Source organism: Streptomyces sp. NPDC050534, from assembly GCF_044457745.1.
In the GTDB taxonomy this organism is placed as follows: Bacteria; Actinomycetota; Actinomycetes; order Streptomycetales; family Streptomycetaceae; genus Streptomyces.
Genome location: NZ_JBITHF010000021.1, coordinates 96,557 through 121,043, shown reverse-complemented (window position 1 = coordinate 121,043; position 24,487 = coordinate 96,557). Strand labels below are relative to the sequence as shown.

General features: G+C 67.8%; 23 protein-coding genes and 3 pseudogenes. 17 read left to right on the top strand and 9 right to left on the bottom strand.

The window, feature by feature from the left end:
• Positions 1–19 precede the first annotated feature (19 nt).
• Both ACIBN2_RS43775 and ACIBN2_RS43770 read right to left on the bottom strand, forming a co-directional pair.
• Positions 20–553: a dihydrofolate reductase family protein gene (locus ACIBN2_RS43775; protein ID WP_399143370.1), complete on the bottom strand. Its 534-nt coding sequence runs from the start codon at positions 551–553 to the stop codon at positions 20–22.
• Positions 554–720: 167 nt separating this feature from the next.
• Complete coding sequence (locus ACIBN2_RS43770; RefSeq protein ID WP_399143369.1) at positions 721–2,208, bottom strand: MFS transporter; 1,488 nt, start codon at positions 2,206–2,208, stop codon at positions 721–723.
• Between the two features lie 156 nt (positions 2,209–2,364).
• On the opposite strand from ACIBN2_RS43770, the pseudogene ACIBN2_RS43765 reads away from it, so the two are divergent.
• The 6 genes and pseudogenes from ACIBN2_RS43765 to ACIBN2_RS43740 form a co-directional block, all read left to right on the top strand.
• A pseudogene (locus ACIBN2_RS43765) lies at positions 2,365–2,565 on the top strand (sigma factor); the annotation flags it as partial.
• Positions 2,566–2,783: 218 nt separating this feature from the next.
• Complete coding sequence (locus tag ACIBN2_RS43760; RefSeq protein WP_399143368.1) at positions 2,784–3,347, top strand: sigma factor-like helix-turn-helix DNA-binding protein; 564 nt, start codon at positions 2,784–2,786, stop codon at positions 3,345–3,347.
• A 216-nt stretch (positions 3,348–3,563) separates the two neighbouring features.
• Positions 3,564–4,112, top strand: coding sequence for a SigE family RNA polymerase sigma factor (locus ACIBN2_RS43755; RefSeq protein WP_399143367.1), 549 nt, complete (start codon positions 3,564–3,566; stop codon positions 4,110–4,112).
• Positions 4,109–4,822 (top strand): SecDF P1 head subdomain-containing protein, encoded by a 714-nt coding sequence (locus tag ACIBN2_RS43750; protein WP_399143366.1) that lies wholly within the window; start codon positions 4,109–4,111, stop codon positions 4,820–4,822. The genes ACIBN2_RS43755 and ACIBN2_RS43750 overlap by 4 nt, the downstream gene beginning before the upstream one ends.
• Before the next feature lie 394 nt (positions 4,823–5,216).
• Positions 5,217–5,459: a type II toxin-antitoxin system Phd/YefM family antitoxin gene (locus tag ACIBN2_RS43745; RefSeq protein WP_399143365.1), complete on the top strand. Its 243-nt coding sequence runs from the start codon at positions 5,217–5,219 to the stop codon at positions 5,457–5,459.
• A complete protein-coding gene (locus ACIBN2_RS43740; RefSeq protein WP_399143376.1) occupies positions 5,456–5,902 on the top strand; it encodes a PIN domain-containing protein in 447 nt (148 codons plus the stop codon). The genes ACIBN2_RS43745 and ACIBN2_RS43740 overlap by 4 nt, the downstream gene beginning before the upstream one ends.
• Positions 5,903–6,276: 374 nt before the next feature.
• On the opposite strand, the pseudogene ACIBN2_RS43735 reads toward ACIBN2_RS43740, so the two are convergent.
• Positions 6,277–6,671, bottom strand: a pseudogene (locus ACIBN2_RS43735) (VWA domain-containing protein); the annotation flags it as partial.
• Between the two features lie 617 nt (positions 6,672–7,288).
• Between ACIBN2_RS43735 and ACIBN2_RS43730 the strand changes: the two are divergent.
• The 3 genes from ACIBN2_RS43730 to ACIBN2_RS43720 all read left to right on the top strand — a co-directional run bounded on the left by ACIBN2_RS43730 (position 7,289) and on the right by ACIBN2_RS43720 (position 9,782).
• A complete protein-coding gene (locus ACIBN2_RS43730; protein ID WP_399143364.1) occupies positions 7,289–7,522 on the top strand; it encodes a hypothetical protein in 234 nt (77 codons plus the stop codon).
• Between the two features lie 764 nt (positions 7,523–8,286).
• Complete coding sequence (locus ACIBN2_RS43725; protein WP_399143363.1) at positions 8,287–8,991, top strand: hypothetical protein; 705 nt, start codon at positions 8,287–8,289, stop codon at positions 8,989–8,991.
• Positions 8,992–9,236: 245 nt separating this feature from the next.
• Positions 9,237–9,782 carry a GIY-YIG nuclease family protein gene (locus tag ACIBN2_RS43720; protein WP_399143362.1) on the top strand — a complete coding sequence of 182 codons (546 nt, stop codon included), beginning with the start codon at positions 9,237–9,239 and terminating at the stop codon, positions 9,780–9,782.
• A 382-nt stretch (positions 9,783–10,164) separates the two neighbouring features.
• On the opposite strand, the gene ACIBN2_RS43715 is transcribed toward ACIBN2_RS43720, so the two are convergent.
• Positions 10,165–10,749, bottom strand: a complete 585-nt coding sequence (locus tag ACIBN2_RS43715; RefSeq protein ID WP_399143361.1) for a hypothetical protein — start codon at positions 10,747–10,749, stop codon at positions 10,165–10,167.
• A 283-nt stretch (positions 10,750–11,032) separates the two neighbouring features.
• Positions 11,033–11,530, bottom strand: a complete 498-nt coding sequence (locus ACIBN2_RS43710) for a DUF6415 family natural product biosynthesis protein (protein WP_399143360.1) — start codon at positions 11,528–11,530, stop codon at positions 11,033–11,035.
• 364 nt (positions 11,531–11,894) lie between these two features.
• Here ACIBN2_RS43710 and ACIBN2_RS43705 point away from each other — a divergent pair, with 364 nt between their 5' ends.
• Positions 11,895–13,196: an XRE family transcriptional regulator gene (locus tag ACIBN2_RS43705; protein ID WP_399143359.1), complete on the top strand. Its 1,302-nt coding sequence runs from the start codon at positions 11,895–11,897 to the stop codon at positions 13,194–13,196.
• A 4-nt stretch (positions 13,197–13,200) separates the two neighbouring features.
• Here ACIBN2_RS43705 and cutA read toward each other — a convergent pair whose 3' ends face one another.
• The gene (gene cutA, locus ACIBN2_RS43700; protein ID WP_399143358.1) at positions 13,201–13,527 is read right to left on the bottom strand and encodes a divalent-cation tolerance protein CutA; all 327 of its coding nucleotides are present in this window, start codon (positions 13,525–13,527) and stop codon (positions 13,201–13,203) included.
• Between the two features lie 290 nt (positions 13,528–13,817).
• Between cutA and ACIBN2_RS43695 the strand changes: the two genes are divergently transcribed.
• Complete coding sequence (locus ACIBN2_RS43695) at positions 13,818–14,234, top strand: DUF3761 domain-containing protein (RefSeq protein WP_399143357.1); 417 nt, start codon at positions 13,818–13,820, stop codon at positions 14,232–14,234.
• Between the two features lie 530 nt (positions 14,235–14,764).
• Here the strand turns inward: ACIBN2_RS43695 and ACIBN2_RS43690 are convergent.
• Positions 14,765–15,163, bottom strand: coding sequence for a hypothetical protein (locus tag ACIBN2_RS43690; protein ID WP_399143356.1), 399 nt, complete (start codon positions 15,161–15,163; stop codon positions 14,765–14,767).
• A gap of 25 nt (positions 15,164–15,188) precedes the next feature.
• On the bottom strand, positions 15,189–16,427 hold the full coding sequence (locus ACIBN2_RS43685; RefSeq protein ID WP_399143355.1) for a hypothetical protein: 1,239 nt from the start codon (positions 16,425–16,427) through the stop codon (positions 15,189–15,191).
• 778 nt (positions 16,428–17,205) lie between these two features.
• On the opposite strand from ACIBN2_RS43685, the gene ACIBN2_RS43680 reads away from it, so the two are divergent.
• The 5 genes from ACIBN2_RS43680 to ACIBN2_RS43660 all read left to right on the top strand — a co-directional run bounded on the left by ACIBN2_RS43680 (position 17,206) and on the right by ACIBN2_RS43660 (position 23,481).
• Positions 17,206–17,565 (top strand): hypothetical protein, encoded by a 360-nt coding sequence (locus ACIBN2_RS43680; RefSeq protein WP_399143354.1) that lies wholly within the window; start codon positions 17,206–17,208, stop codon positions 17,563–17,565.
• A gap of 1,917 nt (positions 17,566–19,482) precedes the next feature.
• The gene (locus ACIBN2_RS43675) at positions 19,483–20,130 is read left to right on the top strand and encodes a hypothetical protein (protein ID WP_399143353.1); all 648 of its coding nucleotides are present in this window, start codon (positions 19,483–19,485) and stop codon (positions 20,128–20,130) included.
• 67 nt (positions 20,131–20,197) lie between these two features.
• On the top strand, positions 20,198–22,315 hold the full coding sequence (locus ACIBN2_RS43670) for a CHAT domain-containing protein (RefSeq protein ID WP_399143352.1): 2,118 nt from the start codon (positions 20,198–20,200) through the stop codon (positions 22,313–22,315).
• A gap of 22 nt (positions 22,316–22,337) precedes the next feature.
• Complete coding sequence (locus ACIBN2_RS43665; protein WP_399143351.1) at positions 22,338–22,709, top strand: hypothetical protein; 372 nt, start codon at positions 22,338–22,340, stop codon at positions 22,707–22,709.
• A gap of 454 nt (positions 22,710–23,163) precedes the next feature.
• Positions 23,164–23,481 carry a hypothetical protein gene (locus ACIBN2_RS43660; RefSeq protein ID WP_399143377.1) on the top strand — a complete coding sequence of 106 codons (318 nt, stop codon included), beginning with the start codon at positions 23,164–23,166 and terminating at the stop codon, positions 23,479–23,481.
• Here ACIBN2_RS43660 and ACIBN2_RS43655 read toward each other — a convergent pair.
• Entirely contained in the window at positions 23,386–24,300 is a 915-nt protein-coding gene (locus ACIBN2_RS43655; protein ID WP_399143350.1) for a TIGR02391 family protein, read from the bottom strand. The genes ACIBN2_RS43660 and ACIBN2_RS43655 overlap by 96 nt on opposite strands.
• Positions 24,301–24,302: 2 nt before the next feature.
• Here ACIBN2_RS43655 and ACIBN2_RS43650 point away from each other — a divergent pair.
• Positions 24,303–24,398 (top strand): annotated as a pseudogene (locus tag ACIBN2_RS43650) (IS5/IS1182 family transposase); the annotation flags it as partial.
• Positions 24,399–24,487: the final 89 nt, after the last annotated feature.

Sequence of the window (24,487 nt, the reverse complement as noted above, 5' to 3'; positions counted from 1 at the left end):
CGGACCTCCGGGCCGGTCTTCAGGCGTTTGTGTAGGAGAGGGTGATGACGCCGTTGCGGCGCTCGGTGGCTGAGACCAGGCGCAGGTTCGTGCGCTTGCCGGGGCGCGACAGCGTGGTTCCGCTGCCCGCCATGACCGGGTTGATGACGAAGTTCAGCTGGTCGACCAGGCCGTGTTCGAGCAGTGTCTGGGCGAGCCGGCCGTAGCCGTAGATCATCAGATGCCCGTCTCCTTGCTCCTTGAGTTCCCGCACGGCGGGGGCTGGGTCACCGGGGATGATCGTCGTGTTGTTCCAGTTGGCTGCGGTCAGGGTGGAGGAGAAGACGTATTTGGGCATGTCGTTGATCCGCTCCAGGTAGGGGCCGGAGGGCGAGGACCAGGCGGGAGCGAAGTAGGTGTAGGTGTTCCTGCCCATCAGCAGGGCGTCGCTGTCGAGCAGGACAGCAAGTGACTCCTCCACGGCTTGTTGGTCGAAGTAGTCCCCGACCCATGACTGCGGGTCGGCGTGGACACCGTCGAGTGAGACCAGGCTGCTCACGATCAGGTTGCGCATGGTGCCTCCTGTTGCTGCTGCCGGGTTGGCTTGCGGGAGTGTCGTCGTCAGGTAGACCCGCCGGGTCGTTCGAAGCAACCGCCGGTGGGGACGGGTACTGCTGGAGCAGGTGAAACGGGGCTGGAACCGCATAGGCCAAGGGCGGGAGCAAGCCGGTTTGGGTGGTGTTATCGCCGTGCGGGGGTCTTGTCTTGCCGGCTGGTGGAGAGCTGGGCGGTGTCGGTGCGCCGGATGAGGAGGAACGCGACCGGGACGGCGGCCAGGGCGATGAGCCCGCACACCCACAGTGCCTGGTGGAATCCGCCGGTGAGGGCGTCCGCGCCGGCGTGGCCGTGGCTGAGCAGGCTGCGGGAGCGGGTGGCCGTCACGGTGGAGGCGACGGCTATCCCGATCGCGCCGCCGAGTTGCTGGGAGGAGTCGATGAGCCCGGAGGCGATGCCGGCGTCGCGTTCGCTGACGCCGACCAGTGCTCCGATCGATACCGGGATGAACACCCAGGTGACGGTCCCGGTCAGGAAGAACGGGCCGGCCAGGTTCGCCCAGAAGCTGCCCTGCACGGGCGCCTGGGTCGCCATGAGGATCCCGGCCCCGGTCAGGGTCGTCCCGGCCGCCATCACGAGCCTGACCGAGGTGCGGGTGACCAGGAGCTGGGCCGGCCCGGCGAGGACCACGCCGGTCAGGCCGACGATCAGCCAGGCCAGGCCGGTCGTCATCGGGGAGTATCCGAGCACCTGCTGCATGTACAGGGTGGCGATGAAGATGTAGCCGTAGAAGCCGGCCCCGAGCAGGAAGCCGACCGCGTTGGATCCGGCAAGGGTCTTCAGCCGGAACAGCCGCAGCGGCAGCAGGGGCGCCTGCGCCCTGGCCTCGATGACCACGAACGCGGCCGCCAGCGCCGCCGCCGCCGTGAGCTGGGCCAGGGTCCGGGCGGCCGTCCACCCCACGGCCGGTGCCTGCGAGATCGCGTAGACCGCGAGCACCAGGGCGCCGGTCACGGTGATGGCGCCCGGCAGGTCGTAGCGACGGCGTGCCGCCGGCCGGCTGCTCTCGGGTACCACCCGCCGGGTCAGCAGCAGCGCGGCCCCACCGACGGCGACGTTCAGGTAGAAGATGTAGGGCCAGCCGCCGTACCGGGTCAGGGCGCCACCGGCCAGCACGCCGAAGGTCGCTCCACTGGCGCCGACGGCGCCCCAGATGCCGAGCGCCTTGTTGCGCTCGGTCCCCTCGGGGAACATGGTCATCACGATGGACAGCGCGGCGGGCAGCACCGCGGCGGCGCCCAGGCCCTGGATCCCGCGCATGACGATCAGGAACGTGCCGCTGGTTGCCAGCGCACAGGCGAGCGAGGCCACGGTGAACACCGCAAGCCCGGCCACGAACATGCGCCGGCGGCCGTGCAGGTCAGCGGCCCGGCCGCCGAGGAGCAGGAAGCCGCCGAAGGTGATCGCGTACGCGGTCACCACCCACTGCAGGTCCGACTCGGCGAAATGCAGCTCGACACCGATCGTCGGCAGCGCCACGTTGACGATCAACATGTCGACCGCTGTCATGAAGTACGCCACGGCAAGCAGCGCGAACGCCCGCCACCGGCGCGCCGCGCCGGGCACGGCGGGGGCCCCGGCGCGGAGGTCATTTTTGGGGTCCACTGAGGTCATGCGCGTCTCCGGTCGTCACTGGTCAAAGTCCTCACCAGGTGAAGCACCGGCCGTCGTGTCGATTCACCGACGTGACGGCGATGAATCCAAGCCGCCACCGGTGTTGCACTTGCAGAACCCGTTTCCCAGGAGCCAGATGAAGGGACAGGTCTCACCATGACCGACGCGACCCTCGCCCTTGCCCAGGCCGGGGACGGTGAGGCCTTCCGCGAACTCATCGATCCCCACCGCCGCGAGTTGCAGGCGCACTGCTACCGGATTCTCGGATCGGTACAGGACGCCGAGGACGTGCTCCAGGAGGCCCTGTTGGCGGCATGGCGTTCGATCGGCCGGTTCGACGGCAGGTCACTGCGGGCGTGGCTGTACCGGATCGCCACCAACCGCTGCCTGAACTACCTGCGCGGCGAGTCCCGCCGTCCGCAACCGGCAGGCCTGCCCGATTCCGGCGCGGGCTGGCCGGCGCCGGGCGGGTCCGCCGAACCGTGGTGGCTTGAGCCCTACCCCGTGATCCGGACGACCTGGTCCCCGGCCCCGAAGCCCGATACGACGCCCAAGAGTCGATCGCCCTGTCGTTCGTGGCGGGCCTGCAACACCTGCCACCCCAGCAGCGTGCGGTGCTGGTGTTCCGGGACGTGCTCGGTTTCCCCGCGGCCGAGACCGCCGACATCCTCGGCACCACCCAGGCCGCCGTCAACAGTGCGCTCATCCGGGCCCGGGCCGGCCTCCCGCCCGACCGGCACCCGCACGACGTACCTGTTCCCAAGTCACCGGCCGAGGCCGCCGTCGTCGACCGGTTCGTCAGCGCGTTCCAACGCTTCGACGTGGAAGAACTGGTGGCCCTGCTGACCGACGACGCCAGGCTGACGATGCCGCCGCAGCCCGCCGAGTACCGGGGACCCGGGCCGATCGCCCGTTTCCTGACATCCCATCAGCGCCAGGAGGTGAAATTCCTCCCCGCCCGGGCCAACGGTCAGCCCGCCCTGGTGCTCTACCTCCCCGATCCCAACACGCCGATCTGGCGGGTCAACGGTCTCACCGTGCTCACCCTGCGAGGAGACCAGATCCACGCGCTCACCCGCTTCGGCGACCTGAGCCTCCTCGCCCGCTTCGGATACCCCCGCACGCTGCCACACCACTGACAGCGGATGAAGCTGACCCGGCCGAGCCGGCGCAGTTCGCGTTCGTCTTCGCACAAACGCAGGTACAGGCGCACGGCTTTGAGTTCTTCTCCGCGGCATCCGGTGCCGTCCCCCGCGACGAGAGCATCGGCGGGGAAGCGGTCGAGAAAGTCCGGCGGGCGGGGCAGTCGAACCTCCTTCCGTGCCCGTCTTAAAGGGGGAACGAGGGAGGGCGCATTGAACGCCGACGAGGAACGCCAGTTCCGCGAGTTCGTGGCGGCGCGGTCGAGATCGCTGCTGCACACGGCATACCTGCTGACCGGGGATTGGGAGCAGGGCCGGGACCTGCTCCAGACCGCGCTTGCCTCCACCGCTCAGCGCTGGTCGAAGCTGCGCGACCGGGAGCAGCCGGAGATCTATGTGCGCCGGGCGCTCTACCACGCCCAGGTGGATCGCTTCCGACTCCTCAGCTGGGGGCGGGAGACGGTCACGGACACCCTGCCGGACCAGCCGTCCGGGCAGGTCGCCGACTGGGCCGACACCGTGGTCCAGCGGCAGGACATCATGGCCGCGCTGCGGCGGCTGCCCAAGCGCCAGCGTGCGGTGATCGTGCTGCGGTACTTCGAGGACCGGCCGGACCATGAGATCGCCGCGATTTTGGGCGTTGCTCAGGGGACGGTCCGCAGCCAGACCCACAAGGCCCTGGCCTCTTTGCGCACCACCCTGGCCGAGGCAGGGCCGTCGGCCTCCTCTTCCACTGCCTCCGGAAGGGGCGTCATCGCATGAACGGCTCGACCGAACACCCGCTGCACGACACACTGCTGCACGATGCCCTGCACGCGCAGGTCGGGGACAGCGGCGGCGCTGACGCCGCCGGCGGCTATCTGGTCGGCCTGGCCGACGGCGCGTTGCGGGTCGCCCGGCGGCGGCAGCGGCTGGCCCGCACCGCAATCGGCGTCGCCGCCGTCGCCGTGGTCGCCACCGCCTGGGTGGCCGTCGCGGACGGCGCGACCCCCCGCGCGCACGTGGTTCAGCCCGCGGCAGAGGGCGGCACCGGGAAGGCGGCCCCGGTCTCCCTCCTGCCGGTCACCTCGTCCACGGAGCAGGCCTGCACCCATGGCAGCGGCGGCTACACCGTGCACGCCACCGCGAGCCACCCGGCGCTCTGCGTCCGCGCCGACCGGGCCAGGGGCATGAGCGACGTTCGTGTCACCTCCGCGAAGGCGGAGAAAAGCACCATCGACGGTACCTGGCAGGTCGAGGTGACCCTCAGCCCCGCCGACCGGACCCGCTTCGCCGCCCTCACCGGCTCCGTCGCGGGGATCCCGGCCCCGCGCAACGCATTCGCCATCGTCATCGACGGCAAGCTCTGGGGCAGGCCCTCTGTGGCCTCCTCGCTCACCGGCGGCCGTTTCGAAATCGTCGGGGCCTACGTCGGAGACCTCACCAGCGCCACCGCCCACGACCTCGCCCACCGGCTGGATCCTGGCAGGTGAGTAGTCAACTCCTGCTGTGGCGTTGACAAACCGGTGAGCAGGAGCCGGGGGAGTCCTCCGAATTGCCCATACCGACTGTGAAGGGGACGCGGTGGCCCGGCAGATCGCCCGGCCAGCCGACAGCCGCCGCTGGCGGCCGCGCACCCAGCGCCACGACACCGCGTGGCAGGGTGTGGTCGTGGCGTTGGCCGATGTCGTCGAGGCGGCCGGTGAGGGGTCGGCGTGCGGGTCCGGCCGCCCTGCTCGGCGATGGTGCTCTGGTCGTGGGCGGTGAGGCGGGATGCTGCGGCGGGAGCGCGGCAGCTGGGGCTGGTTGCCGGGGGTGAACTGCCGCGTCCCGACGCCTTGCGTGGTGCGCGGCACCGGACCCCCAGCATGTAGTAACATGTACTACATGGAGGCCACGGCCCGAGAGTTCAACCAGAAATCCTCACAGGTCCTCGCTGCAGCAGCGCGCGGGGAGACTGTCACGGTCACCAAGAACGGAGTCGCGGTGGCCCGGGTGGTCCCGATCGGCGAGGACGACATCTCCCCGCATCCCACGGACCCCATGGGGGAGATCGACCTTCCCGATCTCGGTCTTCCCGACCTCACCAACGGCGAGATCGAGGAGACGCTCAAGGCAATGGGCACCTGACCGTGATCGCCATTGCCGACACCCATGCCCTCTACCGCCTCCTCGATCCGAAGCTCACCGGCCATGACGCGCACAAAGAAGCCCTCGCAGCCGTCAGCCACCTCGTCATCTCTCCCATGGTGCTGGCCGAACTCGACTACCTGATCTCGACGCGGGGCGGGGCCCGCAAGGCCCTCACCGCAGCACGGTTCATCGAACGCAACACGGCCATGCGCCGCTTCGAGATCCCACCCCTCGCCGCGCACCTGGGCGCGGCGATCGCGGTCGCCGAGGGCTACGCCGACGCCGATCAGGGCAAAGGCATTGGATTGACCGACGCCATGAATGTCGCCCTGGCCGCCGCCTACCGAACCGGCGTCCTGTTCACCACCGACCGACGCTTCCGCATGATCCGGCCCTTGACCGGACACAAGGCATTCCGCCTCCTGCCCGACGACCTGTGAGGCCCGCACAGCAGACGAGTAGCCGCCCGGGGCGCTGGCAGCCGGACGGGCTATCTACCAACAGGCCGTGCGGCAGGCTGCGCAGCCGGACGACGCCGCGGCTGACCATGCATGGTCGATCCCTGAGACCGGCCACCGCACTCCGGTCTGGCGTGGTGCCGGATCGCGACGGGCGATGGACGGGGTCGGCGGCTGCCGTCTCGTCGACGCCTGCGCCGCCTGGCTGCGCCCCTGAGAGTGCTGGCGCCGGCCCCGCGTTCAGCGCTGCAGGCCACGAACCTTCAGGCCAAATGCTGCCGCAGGCGCCCCACGGTGTACCCGCAGGCCCTTCACGCCGAGTTCCACCGCCTCGCGAGAGCTACTTCAGAGTGTTGCTACACGATGCGCGCGGTGCGGGCGGCAGCCATCCACACGGGGAATTCCTGGAGCAGCCGGTCGAAGAGGAACCCGTCACCGACGCTCCGCGGCGTGCGTCCGGCGTGGAAGAAGCCGGCGTTGTCGACGACGCGGCGGGCGGGACCGCGAGGGTGTCGAGCTTGCGCAGGAAGGCGAACTCGTGTCGGCGGGGTCACCGAAGCCGATGAACTGCCAGACGGGCGGCCTTGCACAGGTAGCGTTCGGCGGCGGACCTGCTGGTGGGCCCCCCGTCCGTCTGGAAGATCACCAGGGCCGGGGCATCGCTTGCGCAGTCCAGGTAGTGGTCGATGACCGCGTCCATCGCCCAGTGGTAGTTCGTGCGCCCCATGCGCCCGAGGTTCTCGTGCAACTTGGTGGCCTGGTGCTGTTTGCTTTTTGCAGGCCGCGCCACCTGCGGGTGATGTGGTCGACGAGGCCGTGGGGTTGGTAGGGGTCGTAGCCGGGGTCGGCGGACAGCTGGCGCAGCAGGGTGAATTGGTGGGGTGGGGTGCGCGCCGGCCGTCGCGGACGGGTGCCCATTCGCCGGCGACGAGCCACTGGCCCAGCTGGGCTTGGATGCCGGGGTGCCATGCAGCCCCGGGGAGGTCTTCACGCGCGCACCCGATCTGACGGTCACCCAATTCCGGTGCCTGTGTGGAAACGTTCACCGCGCCGGGCCCCCGTCGATGCTTGGGCACTTTCCGCGGCGGGGTGCGGTGCCCGGCCGCGCACCGTACCGGTAGCCGGCCCGCATCCCGGGTGGGCGCCGCGTTGCGGCGACCGCTCGCTGATCAGAGGGGTGCGCGCCCGTCCTTACGGGCCCTTCCCTGAGCCGGTATCAGCGCGTGAAAGGGCACGATCAGGGCGCCTTCCGGGCTGGGGGCCGGAGGCTGTCATCGAAGGATGTGGCCGGGATCCGTTGATTGCGTGACCACCTGCCCCTTGCCGAGGCGCAACACAAATCGGCATGTACATGCAACAATCGACTACATGAACTTACTCAAAGGATGGGGTAAGGCCACCGTCACGTTTCGCGACACGATCCAATACGCTCCGGGCGTTCCACTGGCCAATGTCGTCGTCTCTGATCGCGTCCGCATCGAAGGCGGGTGCGTGCACATCGTCGTGAAAGAGGAACCCAGCCCAACGGATGTGCGAGTCGTGTCCATCCCCGTGGACCGGGTGGCGCGCGTTGAGTGGAGGATCTCGAAATCCGAGTTTTGAAACCCGATGGCCCCGGGGGCGCATCGAAGCGGATCCGGGCCGTTCGCAGGGTGCTCAACGATGACCGCCGGCAAGCGACGCCGGCAACCGTCGACGGCTGCGCAGGATCTTTGACCGATTGCCTGCTGTGCGTCGGCGGCTGCGCCATCGGACGGTGCGGGTACCGGCGTCGGCGCGCGATCGCCCCGGGCCGGTGCCCCGGGATGTCGGACCATCGCGCCCCGATGTCGTGCGCGGTGCGCCAGCACCGGGCGCACGGCAACGACGTCTCGTCTGACCGCTCCCCGGTGGTGCTCCACCTCAGCGCCAGTCACGGCCCACGCCGAACTGTAGTAGACGCAGCCGTCTGGCCGGCCACCTCCAGCACCCCACACGTCCACAGCGCGCCAGCACCTCGGCCGGTGCCCCACAGCGGCCAGCACCACGGCGTCCTCGTTCGAGTGGTGCGGCCCGCATGTCCTTGACATGGCTGTGGGTTGGAGTTAAGTCGGAAGCAGCTAGCGAAAGTTGCCGGACCCTCACCTGCTCGCATCGCCCGGTTGGCCTCACAGTGCGCCGGGTGCTGACCCCCCTCCTAGCGTGGGGAACTGTCCGTTGCGACAGCCGCGGAGGAGGTCCTCATGGCCACAAGCGATCCGTCCGAGCAGCCTCCCAGGGGTGCGGCTGGAGGCCCGCAGAGCGGGGATCACGGCTGGAGCCGACCGCCGGGAGGTCCACCGGCCCCGCCGCCGAAGCGACGCCGCCGCGGCTGTCTCTGGGGCTGCTTGGGCGTCCTGGCCGTCGTCGTCGTCATCGTGGTCGTTGTGGTGGCCACGAACAGCGGAGACAAGACATCCACTCCGACGAAGCCCGCCCCTGCGGGATCCGGAGCGACATCGTCGCAGCCGTCTTCGGCGGTCAAGAAGACTCCCCGCGCCCTGCCGGCCATCCGCCTCGCGGGGAGGGGCAAGCAGGCGAGCCCCACCTTCACCGTGACCGATGGCCTGGCCGTCTTTCACTCGACGTGTTCCTCGTGTTCGGCCAACTTCGCCGTCGAACTGCTGGACTCCTCAGGGCAGACCAAGGACCTGTTGGTCAACAACATCGGGACGTACGACGGCTCAAAGGCAGAAGGCCTCGATGCCGGACGCTACCGGCTGAATGTCACTGCGGATAATGCCTGGTCGGTCACCGTCACGCAGCCGCGGCATGCATCCTCAGCCGCACTCCCGCACGCCTACGCGGGCAAGGGTGATCACGTCAAAGGTCCCTTCAACGCCGACCATGCAGTCAAGGTTCAAGGAACAAACCGGGGCCAGGGCAACTTCGCCGTGGAAGTTCTCGATGCCGACGGAGCGCTGCAGGACCTCCCCTTCAACGAGATCGGCACCTTCAACGGATCGGCCGTCTCACAGATGATCAACGGCGGGCCTTACTACATCAACGTGACGTCGGACGGGACATGGAAGCTGCAGCTGTCCAAGCCGTAGCTGCCGGTGCTCTTCAGGAGCAGTGGTCGCTGGCCGTCGTATCAGCTCTCATGGCGACGACAAGTGCCCGCCAGTACAAGAGCGTTGGTCCCGTAACCACCACCAGCCGGACAGGACGCGCACGGACCGCTGCTGATCGCACGACGTCCCCGCTGATGGCACGCAACAGCAGGCCGGGGACGTGCTGTCAGTATCAGCCAGTAGCCTGCGGCGGTCGGCTGGCGGCTGTCGTATCTGGAGGCTTGGTGGAAGCTGCTGCTCTGACCCGTCCTGTCCGACTGTGGTCGGCGCAGCAGGTCTTGCTGCGCCCGAGCCCTGTTCCCGCGGTGGCGGGAGTGTATGGGTGGCACTTCGAGCAGGCGCCCCACCAGGACCTGGACGCCGGGCGCCTGCTCTATGTCGGGATAGCCCCGCGGTTCATGGCGAACCGGACCAGCAAGCAAAACCTGCGCAAGCGCGTGCGCTACCACTATCGGGGCAACGCGGCCGGTTCGACGCTGCGGCTCACGCTCGGCTGCCTGCTCGGGCTCGAGTTGCGTCGTGTCGGCAGCGGCAGGCGCATGACCTTCGGCAAGGCGGGGGAGGCCACCCTCAGCCAGTGGATGGCAGACAACGCGCGCGTGTGCTGGATCGAGCACAGCGAGCCGTGGGCCCTGGAATCGCAGTTCATCTCTCAGCTCGATCTGCCGCTGAACCTCGATCAGAACCGCCACAACGCGTTCCATGGCCGCCTCAAGGAGCTGAGGGCCCAAGCTCGCGAGCGGGCACGGGAGTTGCCGATCAGTGCTTAGGCCCGCTGCTGCCAGACGCGGTGAGGTGTGCTCGCGGGCTTGGCCCCGGGGGTGTGCGGTTCTGCCGGCGATCCGATGTGGATTCCCGGTCCTGGGGCCTCGGACTACGGGGAGGTTTCGTTCTCGGCACGCTTGGCTTCCCGGCTCGTGGTCTGGCCGAAGAAGTACCCGAGGAGACAGGGCATCGGTGCGGTGCGGAGTTGGATCGGCTGTCTGGACCGATGTCCGCGGGGCTGTTTCGGTGGAGTCCCGTCCCTGCCGGGGCCCGGTCCCGGGTCGGGGGCGTCTCGGGTGGGACTGCGTCCGGCAGGGACGGGGGCTGGCGGGCCGGCCGGCAGTCCGGCTGGCCCGGGTGGTGTCCGGTATCTCGCCTGATGAGGGATCAAGACTGTTCAGGTGGCGAGGTGTTGGCATCGTCGTCCCGGCTGGCCGTTTCGATTGCGCGGAGTTCGCGGCGTCCGGTGTTGATGAGGCGGTGGACGGGGTCGTGTCTGCACAGGTCGTTGCGGTAGCGGGCTGGGGTGATCCAGAAGGTTCCGGGTGGGGTGGTGCGTTCGAGGGCGGGAACGCCGAGGTAGACGCCCGCGCTGAGTAAGGGGGTGTCGTTGCCGCCCGGCCAGGCGATGTGGCGTCCGTGGGGGCCGAGGGCGTAGTAGGCCGGCCCGACGCTGAGGTGGTCGTGGATGACGGGCCCGTCGAGCGTGTCCCGCAGCATCCGGGAGACCTGGTCGGGGGCGTCGCTGCCGGCGGCGGCGTGGATGAGGCGACCGGGAATGCGGATGGCGTTGAAGCGGCGGCCGAGGGGAAGCAGGGCAACCCCCTGCTCCGACCATTCCAGGTAGGCGCGTTCGGGTGTGGGGTGGGCGGTGGCGAGCCAGTGCCGGATGACCTCGGGAGCGTCGGGACGCCGGTCGCTGCGCCGGGGCAGCGGCGGCTTGGTCAGGGAGCGATGGGTGTGGGGGTCCATGAGGCTGGTCTCCGGGGCTTCCGATGGGCGGATGCAGTTGCTGGCAGACCTGCCGCGGATGGCGGGACCGGGCCATGGCGAGGCAGGTCTTCGCTTGGAGTGTCGGTGTCGGTGCCGGGGCCGTGGAGTGGCGTCGCGGGTCTGCTGGTTGGGCCCCTGCCCCGAGGCTCGGCCTGTCCAAGTGGAGGCTCGGGGCGGGGGATTGAGAGCTGCCGGCCACAGCAGACCGTGGCCGCCGGTGGGCCGGTGCGCCGGTGCGCCGGTCCGATGGAGCGGTGTGGGGTTAGTGGCGGCGGTAGGTCTGGGTGCAGCGGGCGTGGATGCGGCCTACCCGGACGGCGGGGCCGCTGGGGCTGACGTGGTCGTAGGGGAGGGTTTCCTCGTCGTCGTGCAGCGGCTGGTCGCAAGCCAGGCACATGACCACGCCGGTCAGGGCTTCGTAGTGTTCGCACAGGGCCGCCAGCCGGCGGGCGAGCCTGCGCGCGTGAACGAGCGCCCCTCGCGTGCCTGGTCTGAATTGGGTGCGCAGTGTAGTGCGGGCTTGGTCGGTGCAGGCGAGGGCGACGTAGCGGGGCACGTCCTCCGCATCCCGCTCGAGAGCGGCGTGTTCGACCTCGGGGATGAGCAGCTGCAGGTGCCCGCGCAGCAGGCTGTGCAGGATGGCGAGCGTGTCGTCGGTGGGTGGCTGCCTATCCGGATTGATCAGCCGGCTGATGCTGTGGCGCATCGTGTCGATGTCGACCGGCTGTGTGAGAGCGGCGGCCTGCACGGTGGCGTTCATTGCGCGGCACCTGCCGCGGGATGCGCAAGGCGGCGACCTTGTGGCTGTCGGGGCTTTGGCCGATGGGATGCAGGCGCTGTGCTGCGGGCTCGAGGCCCGGTACCGCCCCGGTCGACGTGTGCTCGGGGCGTGAGCCGGGTGCGCGGCGGGTGTTGGCGGGGTGGGACGGTGCGACGCGCCATGGTGGTCCTTCTTGGGGCAGCGTGGGTCATGCTCGGCAGGCCGTAGGGGAGGGGCTGCCGGCTTCTTGGTGCTCCAAGACTCCAGGCGGTCGGCGGCTGTTGGCTTCCCGCCCGTGGGTATCCCCGTGATGGGTAGGCTGGTTGGCTGCTTTCCCGGCTACTTTCTGCAAACGGGGCCTTGGATGACCGGCTACGAACCGCCTACCGCTCTTCCGCGTGCAGTGCTTGAGCGTGCGGACATGCGGGCGGCGCTTGCCGTGCATGATTTCGGTGCCGTGTTCGCGCTCGCCCGCCGTTACGCCGGGATCAGTTACGCGAGGATTGCTGCGGAGTGCGGCATCAAGCCGGAACGCGTGGGCGCCCTGGCGTGGGGCCGGGGCAGCGTGACAACCTTCGAGAAGATCACGCAGATCGCTGATGCTTTGCGTATCCCCGGCTCGCTTCTCGGGCTTGCTCCGCGTGCCTGGGAGGAGCGCGTTCACGCCCCCGATCCGGACGGAGACACTGCTGTGCGGCGCAGGGACTTTGTCAGAGCCTCGGCCGGCACCGGTCTGGCGGCGGGCCTGCCCGATCTGACCCGTCCGCGGGCGGGTGGCCGGCTCGGCAGCGACGTCCCGGTGCGTCTGCGGGAGCGGACTGCCCGGCTGCGGCGCTTGGACGACGTCCTGGGCGGGGGCGATACCTATCGGGTCTACCTGGGCGAGTACCAGGCCACCAAGGCTCTGCTCCGCGACGCCAGTTACACCGAGGAGACGGGCCGCGGTCTGTTGTCCGTCCTTGCCGAGCAGGCGCAGCAGGCGGGCTGGGCTGCCTTCGACGCGGGCCGCCAAACCGATGCGGCCGGTCTGTACGAGGCCAGCCACTACGCCGCAGCCGAAGCACAGGATGCCGCCCTGGCTGGCAACGCCCTGGCCTTCCTTGCCTACCAGAGCGTGGGCGGCAACCGCCGCACCGGCATCGACATCGCCGCCCGCGCGGTTGCCGAAGCAGGCCCCGACGCACCGCCGGGAGTCCGCGCGCTGCTGCAGGAACGCCTGGCCTGGGCGCACGCCGTCGCCGCGCAATCGACCGAGACCGAGCAGGCCTTGAGCGCGGCCGAGACCGCGCTCGCCGAGATCGACGACACCCCCCAGCCCGACTGGGTGTCCTGGGTGGACCACACCGAACTGCAGATCATGACCGGCCGCTGCTGGAGTGAACTGCACCGCCCGCTGCGCGCCGTGCCGGTCCTGGAAGCCGCGCTGGCCCGCTATGACGACACACACGCCCGCGACAAGAGCCTGTACTTGTCCTGGCTTGCCGGCTCCTACCTGGACGCCGGCGAGGTCGAGCAGGCCGCCGCGGCCGCCGACCGTGCTGTCGACCTGTGTGCGGAGGTGGCCTCGGTACGGCCGCGTCAGCGCCTGGCCCCGGTGCTGGGCCGCCTGCGCGAGCACCACTCATTACCAGCAGTAGCCGACGTACTGGAGAAGATCCGGCCCTGACCGCCTACTCGACCGGCTGGGTGCTGGCGGCGATCCACTCCAGGCACCCTTTCGACCCTGCCTCGATCGGCACGGCCGCAAGTTCCGGGTTCCGCCACGGATGCTGCTCCAGCAGATGAGCCTCCAGCTGGGGGTATCGGACACGCGTGGTCTTCAGCAGCAACTGCCACTCCTCGCCGGTGCCGAACTCGCCGTCATGCCAGAAGGCAGAGATCACGGGACCGACGATCTGCGCCCCGGCCGCCAGCCGCTCACTCACCACCGACCGTGCCAGCTCAACAGCCTGCTCTCGTGTCGCGGTTGCGGTGGATACCTGCAGGAAGTCAGCCATGCCCGCGAGATTACCCGGCGTGCCGTGGGCTCGCGTTGACGATGCGCCGTACTGGAGCTCAGGTGCTGGTTCCGCCGATGTAGTCGACGTGGCAAGCCGGGTGTGGCGCGCGGGAGGTCACGAATGGGTGACTGCTACACGTAAATGACACACTTTCTTCACATGCGGCGCTACCGTCAACGCTTCAACGACCTTTGGGGGGACCTGTGAGCAACCCGTACACCATGCCGCCGCAACCACCCGTGCCGCCGGTCAGGACGGCTCCGCGATGGGCCCGCAAGCGGTACGTGGTGCCCGCGCTCGGACTCGCCTTCTTCCTCGGTATCGGCGCAGGCGCCGGAGACCAGGGCAGCGGCAGTGATGCGAAGGCGGCGGGCGCCAAGGTGCAGCCGACCGCCACGGTCACCGCGACGGCCACAGCTACGAAGACCGCGACGCCTGCACCCGCGCCGACGGTGACGGCGACGAAGACGAAGACGGTCAAGGTGAAGGTGACCGTCACCGCGACCGCGGCCGACGGGAGTTCGCAAGGCGGCGGGGGCTCTGCCGGCGGGTCGTCTGCAAGCGGCAGCTCAAGTTCCTCGGGCGGTTCCAACGCCGCCGCAAGTGGCGCAACCGCCCTGTGCAATGACGGCACCTACTCGTATGCCGCCCATCATCAGGGCGCGTGTTCCCACCACGGCGGTGTAGCCGTTTTCTACCGGTAGACCGGCTTCTGGGCTCCATGGGCGCACCACTGAGGGGTGGGCTCTCACGCGAGTGGGGGAAGGAGCAGTGGGCCGACGGCTGCCTCAACGGCCTTGATGGTGCGGGAGCAGGCGGCACTGGCGATGGGGCCTTGAGCCCGTATGCCTCGCACGGTGCCCGCGCCGGGATGATCGGACGCCGTGCCTGCTTTGGGCAAGTCCCGGCGTCCGCGGCCTTGTCTGAGGTGACGTGGAGCGTTTCGTTCATCCGGTGTTGGAGTCGGTCGCCATCCTCAACGAGCGTGGACGCTGAGCCGCCAGCACCCGACCACCGCCGAGGCGTTCGGAGCCGACCCGGAATCAACGCCGCCCCGGACCGTGGCGAGGGTTGCGAAGCGTTCCTCGCAGCGGGCTTCGAGGAGGCCAGCCCAGCACTCGGTTTGATCGCTCTTGTGCCGCACGGGGCCAACGCGGGCGACGGGGGCAATTGGGAGCGGCTTCGGGCCTGGTGGAGTCTGGGTTCGCTGATTGTTTTTTGAGGGATGGGTTGGTTAGGAGCTGCTGGGGAGCAGTGCCAGCACTGTGGTTTGGACGAGTTGGGCTGCGGTGAGCAGGTTGGGGATGCCGCCGCAGTGTTGGACGAGGTTCCGAAGCATGTAGCGCAGGCTGCGTGCCTCGTGTTCGGGCCTGTTGAGGCGCGGCTCGATCTCGTCGAGGTCGTCCAGGGCGGCATCTACTTCGGGGTATTGGCCGCGCAGTCCTTCCAGGCGTCGCCGGAGGGCCTGGATGTTTTCGCGGGCTTCGCTGGCGGCTTCGTTGTTGATGTTGTTATTCATGGTGGCGTTCTCGGAGAACGGGGCGGCCATGGCGGGCCCGGTTATGTCGCCGTTGGCCATGATCCCGAAGTTGGGACCGTTTGGGGTTGGGTCGGGTTGGCGACGGCTGGTCATGCGGGGCTCCTTGGGGTCTTGTTAGTCAGTTCGTCATGGAGGGGTTGGTGGAGAACGGCGTTGCCTGTACGGGCCCGGTCACGGCGCCGCCGCTCATGACGCCGAAGTTGTAGATCGCGGTGGCCTGCTGCTGGTAGGCGGCGATGTCGACGTTGTGGTCGCGCAGGAAGAGCTCGGTGGAGTCGAAGACGCGGCGCTGCATCATCTGCACGTAGTAGCGGGCGTCGTCGCTCATGTGCATGTCCTCGAGCCAGCGAACGCTGTGGACCTCGCGAAGGCTGACCGGCCCGCTGCCGGGGTCGAGTTCGGGGCGCTGGCGTGGCTTGCGACGGATGAGCCGGTCGAGTCCGACGTAGACGTCACCGAGGGCGTTGAACGCCGTGCGAGCAAGCCACTTCACGTGGCGGGGGTCGGTCGTTTTGAGTCTGGCCACCGTTGGGTTGAGCGGGCCCATGATGTGGGGGCGGACGGTGACGCGCAGGAACCCGCCCTGGTAGGCGAAGTGGACGAGGATGGCGGCGATGAGGTCGCCGTTCCAGGCGGTGACACGGGCCCAGATGTAACGGCGGGCGACCTCCTCGGTGGGCTTGTCGCCGAAACTGTCCACGGCCAGGGTGTGCAGGCTGCGCCATGTGCCGTCGTCGATCTCGTCCCACCGCTTGTAGTGGATGCCGGCGATCCCGATGACCTCCATACGCGGGATGGGGTGCTCTCGGTGGTGGGCGGGCGCCGGGTCGTCTAGGCGGCGCGCAACATGGGTGTGCAGCTGGGCGACGGTGAAGTGCCTGAGCGGTTTGCGGGCCACCGGCTTGTTGTGCCTGGCCAGCGCCTCCAGGACGGCCTTGGCCACCTCGGCCATGTCGGGCTGACCCGCGCTCTGCGCCGGCGAACCGAATCCTGGAGGTGGGCCGGAAACGTCGTCTTCCTCGTCCTGACCCTCGGGAGCGGGTTCGACATCGATGCCGATGACCGCCTCGTGCCAAGCCTGCAGACCTGCCCCGAGGAACCGGTGCCGGTCACCGCTTGACCGACGTTCGTAGAGGTACGGCAGAGCGTGCGCCTGCACGATCGGCGCGGGTGCTTGCAGTTCGCCGGCCATCAGCGCGTTGAACCGCACCTGCGCCAGACAGCGCTCGACCAGATACACGCCCCACACACCGCCCAGCAGGGCCACCGCCGCCCATCCTGCTGTCAGAGCCCCGGAGATCGCCTGCCAAACTACGAGCGCGATCACCGCGGTGACAGCTATTCGTCGTCTGCGCATGTGGAGGATGGCACGGTCGCTGGCGTGGATGACGGGCTCCTGGTGGAACCCGTAAATCGGTACCGGTCGCGCCGACTTCTTGATGCGGCGCCGGACCCAGACCGCGAAGTCCTCGCCCAGCACGACCGACGGAGGCGCTGGCTCTGACGCGCCAGCGGATTTCTCTTTCTCCTTGAGAGGAACCAGCCACCGCAGGCGTTTCCGCATGGCTGCCTTGAAGTTTTTCCACTGTCTAACGAGGTGGGCGCGGAGCACGGCCAGCCAGTCCGTGCGTGCGAAGGCGGCGGCACTCAATCGGCGGGTGACACCTTCGGTGTACGCGCCGTGACGGATCACGTCCCCGGCAGCGTCCGCGGTCCCCAGAGGTACTGCAGGCGCCGAAAAGACCGACTGATGCTCTGCAAACGCCAATTCCCCACCCCCGTGTCCACTGAGCCGGCCGGGATGATGTCTCGGCAGGCGCAGAGGGGCATCGTCCACGTGCACGGCAAGTGCGGCCATAGCGCAAACCAGCCCAAGTCGCCCATGATGGCGTCCAAGTTGAACATTGACCGAAAGATGCCTCTAGTCCGAAGCCGACGGGCGATGCTGACAATCCACCATCGGTGCGAGACCTGTCTTGGGCTGCGACCAGCCAGGTCTGCCCGGAACCCCTGGCAGGCGCTGGATGTCTGCGGGTACGCAAGAGCCCATCTGGAGGAGCCGATGAGCGCCCAGACCGACGACGCCCCTGTGCCGTCATCGCCACTCGCGCCGACCGCACCCCGAGCCGGGTGGCATGCCTCTGCAGGAGGCGGACGTACACGCCAGCGCAACCACGCGGCGATCGCATCTCTGTCACGGTGATCCCGGCAGTGGGGCAGTCCTGAACCGTGCCGTTCGCGCGGGACATGTACGCGACCAGCCGCCGGCGTCCAAGGAGGGCACGGACCTGGAGCGCTACGCCACCCTCGACGCCCTGGGTAAGGTCGAGTTGGACCTGGCCCGGATGAAGAAGGCCGGAACGGTCGTGCGCGGCAGCATCGGCCACGACGCCAAGGTGACCGCCCTCGATTCGAAAGCCACCCTTTCGGATTGCGTCGATCTCTCCCGCTACGAGACCTACGACGCCCGGGCGCACAAGACGATCCTGCTGTGACAAATCCGTTAGTGATCACTAGGTGGATGACGTGCTGACGTGGGGACCTAGTGATCATCTCAGGATTTCTTGCCGTGGCCTGGAAGGGCTTTGAGCTGCGGCTTCTTCAGAAGCTTGGGAAGCTGCAGGGCCTCTGAGGTGCAAGTTCAGTGATCGTCTTGGAATGTAGCAATCGGCACGGGATTTTGTTATTGCTGTGTGGCTCGGTGGACTGGTTTGCGCTGGTCAGGGCGCTGGCGGGATCGTACCTGTGATCTCCAGAGTCCCGCTCGGCGTGGCGATCGCGAAAGCGTTCACCCAGCACGCCTCGCAGCGTGGCCCAGGATCACCCCGGGCGCCGATCTGTGCGGTGGTGGGTCAGCTCAAGGCCGAGAGTGAGCAGCCGCTGTCGGCCCAGCTCGTCGAACTGCTCCTGGAGTGGGCTCGCGGAAGAGATCGGCCAGCTCACCCGCAGAGGCGGCGAGTTCGCGATGCTGGGTGAGATAGTCGGCCATCGAGGCCCGGTGTACAGCCCGCACTTTCTCCAGTAGTGGACTGTTCACTTTTCCGGCGAGTGTGTGCCGCAGCGCGGTGCTGATGGCCTCGGCGCAGCCCGCGACAGCCTCGACGGTCATCGGAGCCTGCGCGGGCCCGAGCGCGCGCACCAGGCCACTGGCCGCGAACGCGCTGCCCGGCTCCATCACATCCCGTACAGCGTCCAGGAGTTCGGCCCGCCCCCTGCGTGTCAGGGCGCCGCAGGTTCCCCGGGCCGCCCGATAGCCAGACCGTCGTCAGGCTGGTCAGGGCTGTCCAGGGTGGCCGCAAGGCCAGCGGGGAGCGCCGCCGAAGGCGCCCTTGACTGACCGGAGCAGCCGCACACTCAACCGTCGGGCGGTCTGTCACGGCCTCAGCCCAGGTGGGGAACTACGTGACGCTGATCAATGAAGGTCTGGGGAATTACGTGACCGCCGACAGGCCGCGACCGAACAGATACCTGCTTCGCGTATCGGGAAGGACGGTTAGTCGGCAACCCACCAGAGAACTCTCACACGCCGAAAGCACCGCGGATCTGCTGGGCGAGATCTTCAGCGAGGGAGGCCGCGCGGTCCTCGGCCTTGACCGTCCGTACCAGAAATAGCATCGCGGGCCTGTAGGCAACCAACGTCCATACTGGCTGGCCATGGGATCCGCCGGCCGTCGGGGCGAGCGCTATCGCAGACGCCATCTGGAGCGCTTCCCTCAGTGTCGGCCAGTCGCTGGTAGGGGCGTCGAGAAGAGGCACGCATACCTGGGGCGACGTGAGGAATCCCAGCAGGATGCCTGCTCCCTCCGGAGGGACGCTGCACATGCACAGGGCAGCGAGAGCCCCTGTCGCGTTGGACCCCCGGTACCAGGCTGCTGGCCCACCTTCGGGCAAAGGACTGCCACCCGCCAACTCTTCCAGGGCAGCCGTGCTCAGCTCGTCAGGAGTCATATGCTCCTGGACAGTCCGCTCCTCTGCCGTGGTCAGTTGCCGATCGGTTGCACTGATCTCCACGGAGCGCCGGAACGGGAACTCAGGGTCCCCGATATCGACGCTCAGCGAGGCCGCGCGGCAGTAGCTATTCGGTGGGCTCGTCATCGGGCACCTCCCGCTTCCAGTACGCACCTTCGTGGCCGGAGGCGCCAGCGGGAAGACTCTGCTCAGCCGGAGTACGACGCGCGTGGCGTCGCTTCAGACTGCATGGTTTGTGCCGGTATGCGAGCCTGGAGAAGAGGTGGAGCGTGCGTCGGGTTTCGGCGAGGCCTGAGCGGCTGTGGCTAGTTAGCGATCCAAGTGCCTTCCTCTCGGAGATGGTCGAAATGAGCGGAAGTAGTGGACCTACTGAACAGTTGCTTTCCACTCTTGCCGCCGCTGCCGACGGATTCACGCAGGCAGGAGATCGACGCAAAGAAGCTGTGACCCGCTTCGAGCTCGGCAGCTACCTGTTGCAGATGGACCGTGGCGGTGCGGCGTTCGAACAGTTTCGCCGAGCTGCGGAGATCGTGGAGCAGAGGGGGTTCACGGCCCCGGCGGCCCAGGCGCTTCTTGGATGCGGGCACGCTCTAACGGCCGACGGCCGACACGAGGAGAGCCTTCAGTGGTTCGACCAGGCCATCAGCCAGTTCGTTCGTAGCCAGGACGAGGCCGGCGAGCTGGAGGCCTCGGCGGCCAAGCTTGAAGCGCTGGCCGACCTGCACCGGTGGTCCGACACCAAACTGAGCAGCAAAATCATCACCGCTACCGAACGCACTGACGACCCGCGACTGCTCACGTTCCGGCTCGTGGCCTATCGGTACCGGACGCAGGCGCGGCTGCAGTCAGGAGACCCAGTGGGATCCCTTGGGCCGGCACGGCACGCTGCGGACGTTGCCAGTCGGCTGGGAGACCCTCACACCGAGGCGACCTTCCGGCTGGCACTCGCCCACAATCTTCGGCTGCTAAAGGAATCGGACCAGGCGGCCAAGGAATACGAGCATGTGCTGGCCGTGGTGAGTGCTCTGCCTGATGCTGCCGATCTCGAAAGTGAGGCACTGGAGGGCTTGGGGGCAACGATCGATGGCTGACGTCCGAACTGGTGCGGACCGGTTCCTTCAGCTAGCGCATCGGTATGCGGATTCCGGAAATGTCCGCATGGAAGCGCAGTGTCGCTATCTGCGGGCACAGAGTCTGGTCCGCGACGTCCAGAATCTCGCCCGATCTGGGGCAGACGCATCGGCCCGGGTCGAGCTCCGGAAGGAGCTCGCGGCGGAGTACGAGCACGCGGCTGAACTATTCGCCAGCATCGGCTTTACACGGGAGGCGGGACACTCCTGGTACCAGGCTGCGCACGAGTACGACCATCTCGGACTCATACACCCCGAGTATCGCGAGAAGTGCTACGCCACTTGCCACACGGCTGCCGAGTACCTCGGCGCCGCCGGTGACTGGTGGGGGAAGGGACTCGCCGAAATCGTGGCCGGGCAAACCCTGCGGACGGATGTGATCGGCAGCCCGCCGGACTCACGCGGCATCCCCGCCCTTCGCCGCGCGGCAGAGGCATTCACGCACGCGGATCGCCCGGCGGAGGCAGCGGGAGCAAGAATGGCAGAGGCCGTCGTGCTGACGCAGACCGGTGACGAGGCGTGGATCACCGCTGCCGTCCATGCCTTGCACAACTATGAGCAGGCCCGGGCGAGCCTCCAAATACCCAAGGACCGAGAGATCAACGACAGGACCATCGTTGCCAACGGAGCTCTCGTCCTGACCCACGTGGTGAGCAGGACGGCGGCCACCCTGAGCGACCATCCGATGTGGGACGAGCTCGTCTGGCTTCTCAGCGAGGCACCCAAGGCACGCTCATTCCAGGACCAGCACCTACAGGACGACACCTGGAGTCGCCTGGCTGCCGACGACAGCACCCTGTCGGAGCTGATGACGCGCCGCAAGGAACTGACACAGCAACGCATCAACCTCGCGCGCATGATCAACGCAGCAGTAATCACCGGGCGCTCCAGCAAGGTTGAGGCGATGGACCGGGAACACCAGGTAGTTGAAGGTGAGTTGGAGGACATTGCCCGACAAGTGGCCAGGCGGTTCCAGCGACTCAACCATGACGCACCAGAGCGCATCGAACTGCTCAGCACTTCTCCCGTGACCCCGCAGGGGCTGCAGGCCTGCCTGGAGCCGGGCGAGGCGTACATCGGCTATCGATGGAACGACGGCGCTCCCCTGCGCTCCATCGTGACCCAAACCGTTGTGACCGTCGGGCTTGCCCTGGGCGTCACCTCAGAATTCGCCATAAGCGCCGCCTCCGCCGGACGCGACGGCGACAACTTGTCACGCAGCGACTCCGCCGATACGGACCGGCTGATCGGGCCGGTCCCGGAAGAGATCGACACCCTGATCATTTCTCCCCATTCGCTTCTCCTCGGTCTCCCATGGCACCAGTTGCCCAGCCCAAGTCAGACTGAGCCCAACCGCAGCCTTGGAGAGCGATACACGATCTCGATCGTTCCGGCGGCGGGAGTCCTGCGCCATCTGCGAACCAACCATCCGGGCGCCAGACAGGCCGGGCGGAAAACCGCCTACCTGGGCGTAGCCTGCAAGGGAGGCGGCGGCCGTCGTCCCCTGCGTTTCGTGGACCAAGAAGTGGCGGCGATCGGGCAGAACTACTTTGCCGATGACCCCGGGTCCGGCTTCCTTGTAACCGCGGACTGTGGCCAATTCCTGGAACGCGGATGCAATACGGGCCTGCTTCACCTCGCCTGCCACGCTGAACCAGACGGGCTACTGCTCTCCTGCGACGGTACCTGGACACGGCCCACTGACCTGCTTAACGCCCCTGGACGCGCTTTCGGCGCCGAGATCATCCTGCTGACCGGATGCAGTGCAGGCGACTTCTCTGAGGAAGAGAACAACGAGTTCCTCGGCGTCGTCCGCCAGCTCATCGTCGTGACCGGCGCTCAGGCCGCCGTCGTCAGTGTGGCTCCCGTCCCGGACGCCGCTGGTGTGCTCTTCGCCGAGCTGTTCGTATCAGCGCTGAAGGGCCAAAGCCCCGGCCGCCCTTGGCGAGTACCAGACCGGCCTCTTGCGATCGGTCCGGCCGTTGCCTGGGCACGACAGACCATGCGCCGCAGACTGCGTGTCGACGACGTCAAGACCCTGATCACCGGCTGTGAACACCCGCGACCGACGCGCTCCACCTGGTGGTCCCCGTGGTTCGTGGTGGGCGACCCTAAGGCGGCCACAAGCGCCCTCCAGAGGACCTGATCGGACAGTTGGGAGAGCACTGATGGACTACTGGCTGGATGTAAAAACCGCCGACCCCGAGGGCCTTACGGCTGCCGTCGACGCGGACGCCAAGGCTGCCGGCGCGGCATACGCGGTGGTATCTGACGATGGCATAAGCCTGCACAGCGAGTCGGAGGAGAGCCGACATCGGGGGGCAGTCGAACTGTTGTCGCTCCTGCTGACGATCCCGGTCGGGATCACGATTGACGTGGCCGCTGACCAGATCAAGAGCTATCTCGCCCGCCTCCGCCACAAAGATGGGGACCGCCAGATCCGAGAAGCGACGATCCGCTGGACTGAGGAGAGCGTCGACGCCGACGGCAACGTGACAACGAACGAAAGGGAGAGGCGGGTCGAACTCGACGACTCCTGACGCGCACAGCCTTCTCCCCAAGGAGCGCGGCCCGCAAATCAGCTGAAGGCAGGGTGGACTCGCCACATTACCTGCTGGCGTACTCTGTGTGGCATGGCACAGTTCTGCCTGGCCGTTCTGACCGGCGTAGTAGATCCGTTCGGCGAGTGGATCCCGGAATCAGGCCCGTGCATGTTCGTGAACTGGCGCGACCTGTAACCACCCAGGCTGACTCGCGCGATCACCCGAACGTACTGCTGAACTCACAGGCGCCGGTAGACGGCTCACCTCGTTATGTTAGCCACTGTAAGCGAGGCTGGCTTCTGCGCTGCCGTCAAGTGGCAGATCCATGACTCGGGATGAACAATAGAAGTGCGCAATCAGGTGACGAGTTGGAGCTATCGTGTCTCCGAAGGTAACAGCCTAGGCGAGCCCATGCACCATCTCACTTGTCCTCCGCTGCTTGAGTCATTCAATGTCAGGGATCGGTGAGAAAATGCCGCAACCCACCTGCGTAGTGAAATCCTGCCAAAAGCCCACAAATACCGTTCTTCACTTCGATGGCAACGGCCAGTGGCTTGCCGCTTGCCTGATACACCTCGGTATTGAGCAGAAGCAAGCTATTTACATGGTCAGTCAATTCCTCGATGTCTCCCCCGACTCCGTGGAAGTGTTCGATAAACGGCCCGACGAGGGGCTAACTCTGTTCGTCTGCCCGAACTGTGCGAAAAAGGCTCAGTTCCCGCCCCCTGCGAGTTTCGGCATGCCCGTTCCCGTCATCGGCCAACCGTAGGGCTCGGGGCCTGCATAGCCTCCGCCATCTGCTCGGCCGCGTCCGGGCGGACCATGCCCAGATGGACGTACGGCTTACCGGAGTGGGTGACCATCGGGCGCCCGTGCTTCGCGGCTGCCTGATGCACCGGAATGCGCATTGGGTTGCTGCCAGTTGATCGCGCATGCCTTGCAGCCGGGAACCGGCGCGCAGCACGGCGGGGGAGGGGCATCCAGGCAGTATCCGCCCCCCATGTCCCCGCGCGTCCTGATCATGCAGCGAAGCGGCGAAGTAGTGGTCAGAGGACTGAGGAGGCTGAACGCCTCGCGACCTGCTGGAAGCGCGTCCAACGCGCACAGAACCGCCCGTGCGGTGAAGCCGCGGCTCGTGCGTGGCCGGGTTGCGGTACATGCTGAACAAGCCCTTGACCAGGTTCGCCAGGCATTTCTGCTCGTCTAGCTCGGGGCCGGTGGCGTTGCGGTTGATAGCCACCCGGGCGGTGCCCCGGCCGTGCATGAGCACCGCGTCGATCAGACGCGCCCCGTCGAGGTGTTCCCCAGTGAGCTGCTGCAGCCGGTCGGCCACGACTTGACCGCCTCCAGGTCGGCGTGGAACGCGTTCTTCCCGGCCTCGCCTTCGCGGGCCAGCCGGCAAGTACGGCGATCCCTGCGACGATTCTCCCGAGTCGTGGGAGTACCACACGTCAACGGGCCCTTGGAAGTCGTCGCTTACGCAGTGCTCGAGAGACGACCTCAAGCCATTCGACGAAGCCACTTCCGGGCCGTGTAGTACTACCCCAGCCTCTGCGTGGCCCAGCCCCGGGTCACGGTGTTCTTCCATGCCGCATCATCGACCACCTTGGGTCGATGCTCGCGCTTCAGCCCCGTAAGCGGTTCGCCAAGGACACCGTGCTCATCGTGGACGGCCCCTGGTCCCCACCCCCGGTGAGACGGCCACCGGCACACGCAGCCGCGCCCGCAGAAGCGCCGATCGAGAGCCGGCCGCTCATGGGAGTCGACCCGGCGCA